Source organism: Algibacillus agarilyticus (assembly GCF_003286125.1).
Lineage (GTDB): Bacteria > Pseudomonadota > Gammaproteobacteria > Enterobacterales > Alteromonadaceae > Algibacillus > Algibacillus agarilyticus.
The window spans coordinates 55,419-70,571 of record NZ_QMED01000009.1 but is presented as its reverse complement, the minus strand read 5'-3'; the positions used below and the strand labels follow the sequence as shown (position 1 = coordinate 70,571).

General features: G+C 35.9%; 11 protein-coding genes. 3 read left to right on the top strand and 8 right to left on the bottom strand.

Annotation, left to right across the window (positions count from 1 at the left end; all coding sequences use genetic code 11):
* Nucleotides 1-4 precede the first annotated feature (4 nt).
* Both hflD and purB read left to right on the top strand, forming a co-directional pair.
* The gene (gene hflD, locus DPX34_RS09125; RefSeq protein ID WP_111978110.1) at nucleotides 5-637 is read left to right on the top strand and encodes a high frequency lysogenization protein HflD; all 633 of its coding nucleotides are present in this window, start codon (nucleotides 5-7) and stop codon (nucleotides 635-637) included.
* A 26-nt stretch (nucleotides 638-663) separates the two neighbouring features.
* Nucleotides 664-2,037, top strand: a complete 1,374-nt coding sequence (purB, locus tag DPX34_RS09120) for an adenylosuccinate lyase (RefSeq protein WP_111978108.1) — start codon at nucleotides 664-666, stop codon at nucleotides 2,035-2,037.
* 152 nt (nucleotides 2,038-2,189) lie between these two features.
* Here the strand turns inward: purB and DPX34_RS09115 are convergent, their stop codons facing one another.
* The 5 genes from DPX34_RS09115 to DPX34_RS09095 form a co-directional block, all read right to left on the bottom strand.
* A complete protein-coding gene (locus tag DPX34_RS09115) occupies nucleotides 2,190-3,578 on the bottom strand; it encodes an O-antigen ligase family protein (RefSeq protein ID WP_111978106.1) in 1,389 nt (462 codons plus the stop codon).
* Nucleotides 3,568-5,001, bottom strand: coding sequence for a lipopolysaccharide biosynthesis protein (locus DPX34_RS09110; protein WP_111978104.1), 1,434 nt, complete (start codon nucleotides 4,999-5,001; stop codon nucleotides 3,568-3,570). Before DPX34_RS09110 ends, DPX34_RS09115 begins: the two co-directional genes overlap by 11 nt.
* Nucleotides 4,988-6,163 (bottom strand): glycosyltransferase, encoded by a 1,176-nt coding sequence (locus DPX34_RS09105; RefSeq protein ID WP_111978102.1) that lies wholly within the window; start codon nucleotides 6,161-6,163, stop codon nucleotides 4,988-4,990. The genes DPX34_RS09110 and DPX34_RS09105 overlap by 14 nt, the downstream gene beginning before the upstream one ends.
* Nucleotides 6,164-6,167: 4 nt before the next feature.
* Complete coding sequence (locus DPX34_RS09100) at nucleotides 6,168-7,421, bottom strand: glycosyltransferase family 4 protein (protein ID WP_157964674.1); 1,254 nt, start codon at nucleotides 7,419-7,421, stop codon at nucleotides 6,168-6,170.
* 141 nt (nucleotides 7,422-7,562) lie between these two features.
* Nucleotides 7,563-8,585: a glycosyltransferase family 4 protein gene (locus tag DPX34_RS09095; RefSeq protein WP_111978099.1), complete on the bottom strand. Its 1,023-nt coding sequence runs from the start codon at nucleotides 8,583-8,585 to the stop codon at nucleotides 7,563-7,565.
* Nucleotides 8,586-8,885: 300 nt separating this feature from the next.
* Between DPX34_RS09095 and DPX34_RS09090 the strand changes: the two genes are divergently transcribed.
* Nucleotides 8,886-9,845 carry an NAD-dependent epimerase/dehydratase family protein gene (locus tag DPX34_RS09090; protein ID WP_111978098.1) on the top strand — a complete coding sequence of 320 codons (960 nt, stop codon included), beginning with the start codon at nucleotides 8,886-8,888 and terminating at the stop codon, nucleotides 9,843-9,845.
* Nucleotides 9,846-9,909: 64 nt separating this feature from the next.
* Here DPX34_RS09090 and DPX34_RS09085 read toward each other — a convergent pair whose 3' ends face one another.
* From DPX34_RS09085 to DPX34_RS09075, 3 genes are all read right to left on the bottom strand, one after another.
* Complete coding sequence (locus tag DPX34_RS09085; RefSeq protein WP_111978097.1) at nucleotides 9,910-11,349, bottom strand: sigma-54-dependent transcriptional regulator; 1,440 nt, start codon at nucleotides 11,347-11,349, stop codon at nucleotides 9,910-9,912.
* Between the two features lie 89 nt (nucleotides 11,350-11,438).
* Nucleotides 11,439-12,992, bottom strand: a complete 1,554-nt coding sequence (locus DPX34_RS09080) for a SpoIIE family protein phosphatase (protein ID WP_111978096.1) — start codon at nucleotides 12,990-12,992, stop codon at nucleotides 11,439-11,441.
* Between the two features lie 5 nt (nucleotides 12,993-12,997).
* Nucleotides 12,998-15,145: a response regulator gene (locus DPX34_RS09075; protein ID WP_198673664.1), complete on the bottom strand. Its 2,148-nt coding sequence runs from the start codon at nucleotides 15,143-15,145 to the stop codon at nucleotides 12,998-13,000.
* Nucleotides 15,146-15,153 lie beyond the last annotated feature (8 nt).

The following is a 15,153-nucleotide window of genomic DNA, read 5'->3' as shown; positions in this document are numbered from 1 at the left end:
AACTATGTCAGATGTTACTTATGAACAAACTTTAGCCCTTGCGGGTGTATGCCAAGCTGCTTATCTTATACAGCAACTTGCACGCACCGGCCGACTTGATGCTGATGATTTAGCTCAGCCATTAAAATGGGTGACGAACACGTCTCCCCAAAATACCTTAGATGTATTTGGTTCGGAACAGTCAGTTGAACAAGGTTTTAAAATTATTCATGACCAATTAGGTCATAAAAGTCATAAAAAAGATGCAGAATTAACGCGATATGTTTTAAGTCTTTTATCTTTAGAACGAAAGCTCTCTGGTAACAAACTCGCTTTGCAGCGTTTAGGTAAAGGTATTAATGATATCGAGAGGCAGCTTGATCATTTTGAATTAACCGATGAGCAAGTCGTGGCTAATTTTGCCGGTATTTACAGTGATGTTGTTAGCCCTTTAGGGCCTAAAATTCAGATATTTGGTAATTCGACATTACTACAACAAAAATCAGTACAAAATAAAATCCGCGCTATTTTACTCGCTGGCATGAGAATGTCGGTTTTATGGCGACAATTAGGCGGTAGACGTAGAAATATAATTTTTCGTCGTACGAAATGGGTTGGTTTTTCAGCTCAAGCGTTAAGCAAATTTTCTCAAATTTAATTCGATATCCTCGATAGGAGTTCCTAATGGAATTATCAGCTTTATCCGCTATTTCACCGGTAGACGGTCGATATGGTAGTAAAACAACTGAGTTACGCACTATTTTTAGTGAGTTCGGTTTAATTAAATCTCGTGTAACTGTAGAAGTGCGTTGGTTACAAAAATTAGCACAAGCACAGGGTATTGATGAAGTACCTGCTTTTTCAACTGAAGCGAATGCTATTTTAGATGCAATTGTATCTGATTTCTCAGAAGCGGACGCACAACGAGTTAAAGATATCGAAAGTACGACTAATCACGATGTTAAAGCGGTTGAGTATTTTCTAAAAGAAAAAGTAGCTGATAATGCAGAATTACACGCGGTAAATGAGTTTATTCATTTTGCTTGTACTTCAGAAGATATCAATAATACCTCTCATGGCTTAATGCTTACGGAAGCGCGTGAAACCGTTATTTTACCTTATATTGACAAAATATTAAGTGAACTTAAACGTTTAGCCGTTGAGTATCGTGACATTCCGATGATGGCGCGTACACATGGGCAACCTGCATCTCCTACTACAATGGGTAAAGAGATGGCTAATGTTTATATGCGTTTAAAAAGGCAACGTGACCAAATCGCTAACGTTGAAATTTTAGCCAAAGTAAACGGTGCAGTCGGTAACTATAATGCACACCTTTCTGCCTATCCTGAATTTAATTGGCACGAATTTGCTGAAGAGTTCATTACACAAAGCTTAGGTTTAACGTGGAATGCTTACACAACGCAAATTGAACCACATGATTATATCGCTGAACTATTTGACGCGATTGCGCGTGCAAATACTATCTTAATCGATTTCGATCGTGACTTATGGGGTTACATTGCACTCGGTCACTTTAAGCAAAAAACCATTGCGGGTGAAATTGGTTCATCAACCATGCCGCATAAAGTTAACCCAATTGATTTTGAAAATTCAGAAGGTAACTTAGGTATTGCTAATGCTATTTTTGGTCACTTAGCGCAAAAATTACCTATTTCACGTTGGCAGCGTGATTTAACCGACTCAACTGTTTTACGTAATTTAGGTGTGGGTGCAGGTTATTCAATCATTGCATATCAAGCAACGCTTAAAGGTATCAGCAAGTTACAAGTTAACGAGCAAAGCTTACTTGATGAATTAGACGCTAACTGGGAGTTATTAGCGGAACCAATCCAAACAGTAATGCGTCGTTATGCGATTGAGAAGCCGTATGAAAAATTAAAAGAGTTAACACGTGGTAAACGTGTTAATCAAGAAATCATGGCTGATTTCATTGATGGTTTAGCATTACCAGATGCTGAGAAAGTTCGCTTAAAACAGCTTACGCCAGCAAGCTACATTGGTGAAGCAGTCGAGTTTGTTAATCGTTTAGTTTAATTTTTAAACTGAAGCGCTAAAGAGCAAGTGCTAGTACTAGTACTTGCTCTTTTCATATCACCAACACTTTATACCCTTCGATCCGCTTCCTACTTATTTATTCTTTAAATGATAGGCTGTGGGGCATCGCACGACGTAAATATTTTTATCGTTTATTTGATATGAGTTCTAACCCAATGAGATAAAGCCACTACAAGTGCGGCAAGAATATAAATAGGCCAAGTAAATCCTTGGGTTAAAAATGTTGCTGATACTATAGTACCTAGCATACCGGCAAATACAGCCTGAGCGACTGCTTTTACGGCAACAGGTACTGCTTCTTTAGCTGATTCTATTTTGATTAATGCGGTATAAGCGGTCTTGATCATTAATGAAATTAAAATAATAAAGATAATTAATCCTAAAAAGCCTGTCTCAGCTAAAACGCCAAACCAAGTACTATGAACTGCATGATTTAAGCCATCCCAATGTGGGCTATAATAATAATAATTAGAATAAAAATTGTCGATACCGACGCCTGTCAACGGGTTGTGTAGGGCCATTTTAAACGCTGCTTCCCAAGCGTAAAGCCTGCCCATCGCTGAAGCATCTATCCCTTCCTCAGCAGCGCCTCCAGAAGATCGATCGGATATGCCTGCAACCACATATAAAATAGCAGCAGCGACTATACCAATTAACATAAATAGAGCTTTTGATTTGATGCGCCGATAACCAAAAATACCAAAAACCGTTAATATACCCAGTAACCCCCCACGACTTTGCGTAGCTAAAATGGCCATAAATAATATTGGGATCCCGATTAAACCTAAAAATTGAGCTGTTTTTCCTATACTTTTATTGAGTGCTAACGCAATAGCAAATGCAGCGGGGAACATTAAAACGAGTGCTAAATCATTTGGGTCGCCTAATACTGAACCTATAGAACGGCCTATTGTCACTCGGGTTTCTTCCACCATTTCGAGTCCGTTTGCTTGATTATACAATGCGGTTAAACCTGTACAAATACCGCTAAACGTGATCAATTTTGCAGAAAAAGCAAAATGATTTTCTTCACGTGTTAACCAAGCAATCGCGAAAGTCATGACCGCTATTTTCCAATAAATACCTTTGAAATAAGCGATTGCAATAGCACGATTACTCGCCATGATCACACCTAAAACAACTAAAGCAAAAAAAACTAATAACCAGGTTAGCTCTTTTTCCCAATAAGGTTTTATCTTCTTTGTTAAACCGATATGCCACACCAATGCACCTAAACTAGCAAGTGATAATAACAAGGGTATTTTAAGTGAGTAGAGCGGTTGAAACACTTCATGTAATCTGAAAAATGAAAAAACGACAAATAACATCACCATTTGAAAAGGATAACGAAGTACAAATAATATACCTAATGGTAATAATCCGATTGCTACCGCAACCGCTGGATTTGGCATAAATCGCCAACCTAGCGTGATAATGCCAATTAAAATAAGCGTAATTAAAATCGATACACTCGGTAATGAAAGTGCATTAAATTTTTCTTTAATCCATTTAACAGGCATAGGCGTGTTTCAAAAGTTGCTGATTTTTTCTAACTAAGTAATAAAACGTGTAAATGGTAATAATACACACCATAATAGTGGAAACAATCACTTGGTTAATAGGTGAAAGGGTTAAAGGCAACAACACGATTTCACATAAGCTGAATATGGCAATTATTAAAATATTCTTGATCTTGTAAGGTAATTTAACAACTCTATTACTTGCAATATAAAACATAATTAACCGAGTGAATTGACCAAAGAATAACCCCCAAACTAACCCATTAACCTGATAGAGCCAAGTCGCCACATAAAGTATGATCAATGTCAAAACTGCGGATATAGTGTTTAATATTGCTTGTGTATGACTTGATTTCCCCACAAAGCAGCCAATATTTAATAGCTCGGTTAATTCTTTACAAATCATCGCTAAAATCAACGGGGGTATTAGTGTTTTAGCCTCTAGATAGTTATTAGGCAGTAAAAATTTAAAAATTAAAGGGCTTAGCATTGAAATAGTACAGCCCGCTATAAATGCAAATGCTATACCTATCGTTGTATAATAAGTTAGCTTTTCTATTCCGCCTTTCTTATAGATCTCAAAACGTTTAGGCGACCACCACATCGTAAACGGTTGTAATAAAATTACACACGTTAAAGCAATTTTAGACGCGACTCCTAATAATGCGATTGAATCTAAACTGGCAAATAAAGATAAAATCCATTTATCTGCACCAAATAAACAAAAAGCAACTAGTCCGCTATACATTATAGGCGCACTATAGCGTAAATAGGGTTTAAAGTTTGGGCGTGACTTTTGAATAAATATTTCATCTTTTACAAAATAAATGAGTAGTAGAATTTGAAATAAAGCTGCGATCACACCCGCGAGTAATATGCCGGTTACGCCATAGTTTAATTTGATAAAGGAAATCGTAAAAATTAATTGAATGAGTGCTCGGCTACAAAGAAGGAAGCAAAATATCGCGACTTTATTTTGCATGCGTAACCAGCCTAAAGGTACGGCATTCATCGCTTCAAAGGCCACCATGATTAGAATTAAGCGCATCATATTTTCAGTAATACCATATTGAATGATATTGGCTAAATTACCTGCAAAAAATAAGCTTAAACAAGCTAATATCAACCCCAGAATTAAACTAAATTTTAGAAGCTGGCTTGCATGAGATAGCCGCTCTTCATTATTTTGTGCCAACCCGCAAAATCGAAATAAGGTATCCGCTAAGCCTAAACCTGCGACAATACTGCCAACAGTCGCGATAGTCGTGATTATTTCTAATTGACCATAATCGTTTTGGCTTAAATTATGTGTTAAAAAAGGCAATAAAATAAGCGATAAGCCTTTCATAAATACAATACTTAAGCCATAACACAAAGCGTAGGTTAGTTGGGGAGAGAGCGGATAAAAATTAAGCATTTTCATAATTTTTCTCGTTTGCTATTTCGAGTTGGATAACGCTATTTAACGAGTCGACAATCGGTTTATATGTTTTTTCTGCTTGATAATTTGTAGCAATTAATAGAGATTCTTCACCTATTCTTTTAACTAAATGAGGTGTCGTACAAAGGGATTTTAATTTTTCTTTTAATTGTTCAGCATTATGTGGTTCGTATTTTATACAAGATATCCCATCCGTTAATTTTTGATCCCAATAGGCACCATCACTCGGGATGACAACACATAAACCGCTTGCCATGGCTTCTAAAATGGCAAGACCAAAAGGCTCTTGATGACTCGTTGAAATGTAAATATCGTGTTTAATTCTAAAACTGGCTAAATCAGTAAGTTCTGAATGCCAAGTCACATGCTGTATATTTTGGTTATAGTTAGAGATGGACTCTATCGTATCAACTGGTTTTATATAACAAATTGAAGTCGTTGGGCGTGTTGCATCATCAAACAAATACAGTGATTCGGTGAGCGTATTTAAACCTTTCCATTTTAATAAAGACGCTGCCCATAATAATTTAGGAGCCTGGTTATAAACCACTTTAGGTTCTGGCCACTCTTGTTTGGGTAATCCATTGTTCATCGGTTTAAAATTTTCAGCTTCATGAATAAAAAAATAGGGTTTATGAGCGCGTTCAGCGTAATGCTTTAAGCATTGTTGGATTGTATTTGTGCAAGAAGGTAAATAATAAACTAGATCAGCAGTATGCAGACATTTTGCTATCGTGTTAGACACCGCTACGGGACCTTGAATTAATTGTATTAAGGGAATATGGGTAAAATATTTTAAAAAATATAACGCTAAATCAACGCCAGGCCCAGACGTACCTAAAATACCTTTAAAGGGTTTAGATCTTAATTTAACACCCAGTAACTGAAAAAAGATAAATAGATGTCGAATGAAATACAAATAACCTATTTCAGCATGAGCCAATATTTTGGGCTCAAATAACTTAATCAAGGTAACGTGTTCATGCTGTAATTTTTTCCAGTCGTTTATATTCGAAGATACCACGGTTATATGTGTGTTACTGGCCAATAAGTTAAGAATACAGCTTGTTGCTTTTTTAGACCCACCACTGAATGCGATTGGATCTAAAACTAATACATGTGGTTGTTTTGTTTTTTTGTTCATGAGATTAACCCCACTTGGTCATTGAAAAGTTTAGCCATTTGTCGTGTGTTTTTTTGATCAACAGGTTTATTACACGTTTGAGTAAATTTTTATAAGCTTTAAGGCATAAAGCAGGGGGGGTTGAAGTCGAATGGTATAATGTGGTGTAAAGGGCTTCAAAAGCATACACATTTTTTTCTATCGGAAATGAATTTTTTACATGTGTATAAGCCGTTAACGCTAGTTTTTGTGCTTTATCTGGTGCAGATAAAAGCTTAAAAATACAGTCTGTAAAATCAGCGATATTCTCTTTTTCATATAAAAGACCGGTACTTTCATGTTTTATTATTAAGGGGATCCCACCGACGTTTGGCGCAACAATGGGTAATTTAGCGATTGCGGCTTCAGCAATCGCTAAACCGAATGATTCGGCTCTTGAACCTGATATATAAAGATCAACATTATCGGCAAGCAAACTTTGCGCGACATCACTTTCACCGACAAAATGAATTCTATTGCTAATGTTGAGTTCAATCGCTAATCTTTCTAATTTATATCTTTCTTTACCGTCACCTATCACCATTAGATGGACGTTGAGCGCATATTTTGTCTCTAAAAAACGAATTGCTTTTATGCAATTATCGATGCCTTTTTCATAACTTAAGTAGCCGACAGTCGCTAATAAAATATCGTCACGTTTTAATTTGAGTTGAGCTTTTGTATCGACAGGGAAAATCCGTTCCATTTTCTCAAAATCAATTCCGTTGTGAATAACCTCTACGTGTTTGTTAAACATGCCATCATTGAGTAACTGTTGTTTGATCTCGGTGTTAACACAAATGACTTTATCTAAATTATGTAGTCTAAGTGTTAACCTGTCTCTTAAAGGGTAGGGGGCATGTAAATGTGCTAGTACTTTTACTTTTGTTGATTTACAAGCGTATGAGATCCACTGATTTGGCGCAGCACTATTGCAATGAACTACATCAATTTGATGTTCGTTAATCAATTCTTTCGCTTTTTTTATTTGTTTAAAAAATTGAGTCATATTCAGTTTGGGTGTATTCCAACCAAATAATATAGAAAAACTAGAATACACAACCGGTATCAAAAGTGAGTTGATCGTTGAGGTTAATTCCTCGCTGTTACACCATACAATTGGGTTAAACCGATCTCGGTCAAGTTTTGAAAGCAGATTAATCAAACACAATTCACTTCCTCTTATGGCCTCATCACCGTAGTGTACGAACAAAATATTAATTTTTTTTGTCTGTTTCATAATTTCGTTACCCTTTATAAATGTATTAATTACTAATAGAGCAACAAGTGTGCCTAACTTTATCTTGTTGATTTTTAATGTTTTATTTATGAGTGTTTCTACTTTTAGCAAATTGCGAATGATTATGGGAATCAATAATTTTTATGACGCTCCTTTGACTATTTGTGAATATCGATTAATAAGGTGTGGTATGGATGCTTCAATAGAGTAATGACAATGGATTGTTTCCTTAGCATCGGCACTTAGCTCATTTTTTATTTCATCTGATATTGATAACCAAACTTTTATGCAATTTGCAAAGCCTTCTATATCTCCAGCCTCTTTTAACCAACCGTTAATGCCATGATTAATTAAACTGGGCAAACCGCCAACTTTACTCGCTACAACGGGGATCCCTCTTCCCATTGCTTCAAGTGCAACCATTGGCATACCTTCATATAAAGATGGTATCAGCAGTAAACCTATCTTCGGCCATACCGTTGCCATATCATTTTGTTGTCCATGAATTTTTAGATTACTTGGTGAATCAGCCTGCAATTTAGGCATTTCAGGGCCATCGCCGTAACAATGAATCGTTATATGCGGTAAACATTCACATAAGTTGAGTAAATGGTGAATGCCTTTTTCATGGCTTAAACGCCCTACAAAAGCGATTTCATTACCCTTACTTTGCGTTAAACCATTCACATCAATAAAGTTCTTAACTATTTCGCTTTTAACGGGGAGTTTGTGTTGAATTTGCTCACTGACTACTAAACGTTGGTCAGCAATAAAAGCCGTATATCGATCAAACCAATCATAAATTCTCACTTTTCCTTTAGGCGATTCACCTGCATGATATGTGCTGACAACTGGGGTTTTTGTCATCTTCCCAATCAAACGGCTAATAATTCCAGCCTTGTATCCATGAGTGTGCAGCAAAGCAGGGGCATGAGTTGCAACGAGTTGTCTTAATGTTGATTGGCCATCGCGACAAAATAAATAAGGGATATTGCATTTATCTAACGACGGTAAAATGGGATGAGAGCCATAATCTTTTAAAAAGACCACGCGTGTTTTATAACCTTGTTTAAGTAAACCATCACTTAACTGTAAAATATGACTTTCTATACCACCAAAGTTACGACTATCAACGACTTGCCAAATTTCATTATCATTATGCATGTTAAAAACCTCTATTTGATCATAAATGCTAAGTTGCAAAATAAAGGCCGATATTTAATTTAAATGTATCTTATTGTTTTATAAGTTTTTTATTTTATATTCTTTGTTGACTATTATTTATCTGTTTCAGTAATTGCGAAATGCAATGTTAATTGCAAATTTGAGATTGAAATAATAGTTATAATTCCTTTTTTGCATTTTAAATTGTCTTTCTTGTTTTAACTTATTGTTTTATATGTTTTTTTAATTATTGGCGTATGGGTTGCAATAACCAAAATATATTCAAATGAGGATTTTAAAATGGCAAAATATTTGGTTACTGGGGGGTGTGGGTACATCGGACTTAATTTAGTTAAACATTTATTGATATTAGGTCATGAAGTGAGCGTATTGGATGACTTATCATCAGGTAGACATAAACATCTGCCTGCGAGTTGTAAATTTATTCTTGCAGATGCAGCCGAACTAAAATCAGTTTCAGATGCCATGCTCGGTATAGATGGCTGTTTTCATTTAGCCGCAAAGCCGCTATCTACCCACAATAAACATCATATAACACAAATTAATTTACATAACTTATCGGCGGCAATGACTGTTTTTAATGCAGCAAGCGAGCAAAATGTTCCTGTTGTTTATGCATCATCATCAGAAGTTTACGGACATAATGCTGATTACCCTTTTACTGAAAAATCTATAACACAACCTATATCTGAGTTAGGCGCGACTATGTTATCAATCGAGAATTTTGCACGCATTGCGACTTTACGGCACAAAACGTCTATTGTGGGTTTAAGGTTATTCGAAGTATATGGTCAGCAAACCATGCAAAATGCACTGATTTCTCAAATCGTGAGTCAGTTAAATAAACCTATTTATGAAAATGATAAAATATTAATTAAAAGTTGTGCTGATTCAGTTCATGATTTTGTTCATATTAATGATGTTGTATTAGGTTTTGTTTCAGCGATGAAAAATAGGGGGGTCTTTCCTTACGTGATTAATTTGTGTTCAGGTCAACCGATCACAACGTCTCAATTAGTTAAAAGTATTTTTAATGTACTGAGTATTAAAAACGGGGTTGATTTGCACAATATTGAAAATAAAGCGCAATACCTGAGTGTGGGAGACAATGGTTTGAGCCGACAACTGTTAAATTTTAAACCCTCTATTACGCTACTTGAAGGGCTATTTACGATTTTTTCAACACTATCACCAATGAATAATAATTTGAAAAAATTGAGTTATATTCAATCATCTTAAGGGCATAGTGTATTGCCGCCTTTGAACAATAGGTTTTCCAAGGCGGCCTGTAAAGAGTGGTTTATTAAAGACCTGCATCTTCCCAAGATTGTTTTTTTCTGTATATCGTTGACGGGCTAACTTCAAGCAATGCGGCTGCTTTAGGTATATTACCCGAGCAATATTCAATAGCATTTTCGATTATTTCTTTTTCGACAATTGCTAAGGGCCTAATACCTTCATGCTGAACAGTTTGAGATGTTATTTCAGGTATAACAGGGTTGAGATGCTCCGCCACTATTTCATTTGATGGTGTTGGTGGATTTTGTTTTACCTGAATTTTAGCTAAGTTATTATCGAGTGGTGGCGGTAAATGCTGAGTTTGAACTTTAGTGTCATTGTGCAGTACCACGATATTGCGTATTACATTTTGTAATTGACGTATATTGCCCGGCCAATCAAAGCTATTTAAAATAACTTCTACCTCGGGAGAGAACTGTTTGAACGGTTTATTTTCTTCTTTTGAATACAGCTTTAAAAATTGAGACGCGATTTTGATAATATCTTTATCTCGTTCTCGTAATGGTGGTAAATGAATCGGTACGACATGTAAGCGATAATAAAGATCTTCTCTAAATCTACCTTCTGTGACTTCAATTAAAGGGTCGCGATTTGTCGCACTTACAAACCTAACGTCTACTTTTTGTAATTTGCTTGAGCCGACCTTTTGAAATGTACCGGTTTGAATAAAGCGCAATAACTTTGATTGTAAGTCTAAATCCATTTCGCCTATTTCATCTAAAAATAATGTGCCGCCATCGGCTAATTCGGCAGCGCCTTTTCTTTCGGCCGCTGCACCGGTAAATGCGCCTTTTACATGACCAAAAATTTCACTTTCCATTAAATCTTTGGGGATCGCAGCACAGTTTAACGGGATAAAAGCCGCGGCTTTACGAGGACCTTGTTTATGGATGGCTTCTGCGCAAACTTCTTTACCTGTCCCACTTTCACCCGTGATAAATATTGATGCTTTACTTGGCGCAGCTGCATCTATAATACGGTAAACTGCTATCATTGGCAGGCTACTACCGATAAAACCATGGTACTTATCTCTTGAAAAATTAGATTTAAATTCTTCGACAATATTTTCTAATCTATAACGTTCTATTGTATTCCGTAATGTTGTTATTAACCGGCTTGCATCAAATGGTTTTTCTATAAAATCAATGGCCCCATCACGCATCACATTAATTGCAATATCTAAGGTACTATGGGCTGTAATGACAATGACAGAACAAGGGTAACCTTCAGTTTTTATCCAATTAAGTACTGCTTGCCCGGTCATATCGGGCAGCTTCAGGTCGAGTAAAACGACTTGTGGCGTATGCGCTTTTATCGCATCAATTGCGGCTTGACCGGTTGCTACATGCTTAAGCTCGATGGGTTCTTTTTTTAAATATTCTTTATAGATGGCTGCTAATGTTGTTGTATCTTCAACTAGCAGAACAAAAGGTCTTTTTTGCATTACGTTTATTGCTCTATATGCGTTAGATAAAATAGGGTGTGTTAAGAATGCGATTTAGCTTAGATAATATAAATTATCACCGCTTGGTTTTATCGACCTATTATTAATAATAGCGTGTCATCCTTTACTGGCAAGCCCGCAATTGAACTAAATGATTGAATTATTTGATCAATTGCTGTTGTAAGTGGTTTTTTATAGCTTTTGATCATGGCTTTTTGCACATTAGTTACCAACGTAGGTATGTTTTTTATATCATTGACTGATTCAAATAATCCATCGGTATATAGAATTAGCCTTTCTCCTTCCTGTAAATTAATGGTCTCTTTAGGATAAGTCACGTCATCTACAATGCCTAAAGCCATACCTTGACTGTTTATTTGTACCAATGAATTCTGCGCGTTTACGATGAAAGGGGCAGGGTGCCCCGCACTGACTATTTCTATATTATCTGCGGAGGTGTCGGCTGATAATTTGATGATTTGGCAAGTCATTAACGTTTGAGACGCGAGGTTATCAATAATAGAAAACCGATTTATACGCGTCATTAACTCACTTATATCGTATTGGTTATGGTTTGATAATCCTTCTAGGCTACTGATTAATAGGCCTCTAATATAACTAACATAAGTATGTGCAAAAAATTTAGAGGTACTGTCATGTCCCATTAAATCACCTATCACAATTATCGCCCCCTGGTTATTAGGTAAAAGCTGACAAAGTAAAAAATCACCTCCACCGCCTTTAGCGTTAAATTGCTTATGAACAAGTTGGTATTGATTTATTGTTGAAGGTACATTGGGTTTTAATAATGCGGCTAAGTTTTTATCAACTTGAGCATTTAATTTCATTGTTAATTGTTGGTGTCTGGCTTGTACTTGTTTAACACAACGTTGTAATTGCAGTTTGCTAATCGGTTTATGTAAAAGAGAGTCGATGCCTAAATAATTTATTCGGTCCAATATATCCTGATCTTCGGAACCGGTTAAAAAAATAAAAGGGACTAATGATTGTTCTTCATCTTCATTTAAATGTTCTAATAACGAGACGCCATTCATCACCGGCATTTGTATGTCTGCAATCACTAAATCTATTTTTTGTTGTTGTATTATTTTTAATGCTTCTTGGCCGTTGTTGGCTTCTAAGATCGTATATTCATCACCTAAAAAAGCTAAAATTAATTTACGTTGAATAATCTCGTCTTCAACGATGAGTACGCAAGGTTTTGAAATATTTTGTTTTAACCAAAATAAATTAAGTTGGTTATGATTAAGTTTTTTATCATATTGTTGCTCATAACAAAGCGATTGAATAAGTGCCAAACCTCGACCACCTTCCGCGTTCGCTTCTATGTGTGTCATGTCTTTGGTCTGTTTTTTATTGTCAAAAAAGTCACTGTCATCATTTATCGATAATTGCCAATACTCGGGTAAACGAAATAGCTGTAATTGAATATAGGTTGCGGCGGGTTTACCATGCTCAACTACATTATTTGCGGCTTCTGTGAAAGCTAAGAGCATTTTATTTTTCAAACGATTATCAATTTTTAGCATCAATAATGTTTTAGCTAAAATTTTTCTCATAGCGGCTACATTATTGAGTTCGCTTGATCTTTTTACATTGAGTAGCGCTTGATGTTTAAACATAATGATTAACCTGCCGTTTTTAAGGTCAAAAAATGAGTCTTTATGGCTGTGATTGAGTCGTTATAGATACTTGAAAGGGCTTGTACTTGGTTAATTATTTTTTGACCATTCGTCTCGGTGTTGCCCAGTTCAATGCTTTTAGCTGTTGATTGCAATTTAGTTAAACCAAAACTGCCAGAGCTACTTTTTAGTGCATGTGCTTCGTTTTGAATGCTTGACCAATCTTTATCTGTTAAAAGCGATTGCATTAATTCAATGCGGCTCTGTGTTTCGGTTGTATATAAATCAAATATAGTTAATGTCGCATCAAGTGTTACGTCTTGGATCAGTCTATTTATTGTGGTGGTATCTAAGAGTACATCTTCATGATTTACCTCCGATATAGCACAGGCTTCCGTATTTGAATTACCTGACAATGGTCTTTCTGATTTGGGCTGGTTTGGCGTCGTTATTTTGCTGTTGCTTAACCACGTATTTAAGCTTTTGAAAAAAACATTGGTATCAATAGGTTTGCTAATATACTCATTCATACCCACTTCAAAGCACTTTATTTTATCTTCAATAAACGCATTAGCCGTCATCGCAATGATAGGGGTGTTTTGATTTAAACCTGCCTTATGTCTGATTATACGGGTAGCTTCTAATCCATCCATGACGGGCATAGAAAGATCCATCAATATAATATCAAATGTTTTCTTAACGCATTCTTCTATGGCTTTTCGACCGTTATTAGCGATCGTAATATCCAAATTATATTTTTTTAACAACGCTTGTATCACAGCGACATTTGCCGGACTATCTTCGACTAATAAAATAGATGATTTATTATGGTATTGGTCTAAAAGTTTGGCTTTTTCTTTTACTGGATTTATGTGTTCTTCCGTACTGATTTTATGAGGTAAAGGTAGGGTAACCGTAAAGGTAGAGCCTATACCTGGTGTGCTTATTAATTTTATAGCCCCTCCCATTTTTATGACAAGCTGCTTAACAATAGAGAGCCCAAGGCCTGTACCACCAAATCGTCTATTGGCGTCGTCTTCCACTTGAACAAATTCACTAAAAATACGATTTTGTTGCTTCAGCGGAATACCAATGCCGCTATCCTCAATTTGAATAACCAATAATGAGTTAGGCGCTTCTTTATATATATTGAGTGCAACATGACCAGATTCAGTAAATTTTATTGCATTGCTTAGCATGTTAATTAATATTTGTTTAAGTCTTATCTCATCAGCATGAAATAACCCATTTATATTATCATCAAGGTTTAATTTGAATTCAATGCCTTTAATATCGGCTTGGCTTGATAAAATCTTGTGCGTAGTGTTGGCGAGGTTTTTTAAATTAAACCATTGATTATGTAAACTTAATTCACCTGATTCAATTTTACTAAAATCAAGAATATCGTTAATTAAGGATAATAAAATTTGCCCTGCATGATGAGCTAATTTTGCATGTTCTTTTTGCTCATCATTCAATGTTGATTCAAGCAATAAGTTGTTCATCACCAGTATGGCATTAAGAGGAGAACGAATTTCATGACTCATCGTGGCTAAAAACCGACTCTTCGCTTCATTTGCTTCATCGGCTTCTATCCTTGCTTGGCGTAATTGCTTTTCAATTAACAATTCATCATTTAACTTTTCGGTTGTTATCTGTAATTCACTGGTGCTTTTTTTTACTTTTTCATCCAACATTTGATTTAGTTTTTGTAATTGTGCATTTTGCTTTTGAGTTAAAGCTTGTAGTGCGATATTTTCTTTGTATAAGCGTCTTTGCTCTGCGGCCTGATCAACTGCAGCTTTTAAGTCATCTTTTTGCCATGGTTTGTGAAAATAACGAAACAATTGGCAATCATTGACCAATTTAAGTGTTTCACTAAAATCGGCATGTCCGGTCAATACAATACGTTTGACTTCGGGCCATTCAGTAAAAACGGTTTTTAAAAAATCGGTGCCACTCATTTTGGGCATGCGCACATCTGAAATAACAATATCGATGGTATTTTCGCGTAAAACATCGATACCCTCAGCACCTGAATTAGCCAAATACACTTGGTAATTTTTCCCTCTAAATAAGCGTCTTAACGCATTAAGCACTTCGGGCTCATCATCTACAAGTAAGATGTGAGTGATGTCGGGTTCATTAATCATGAGAGGCA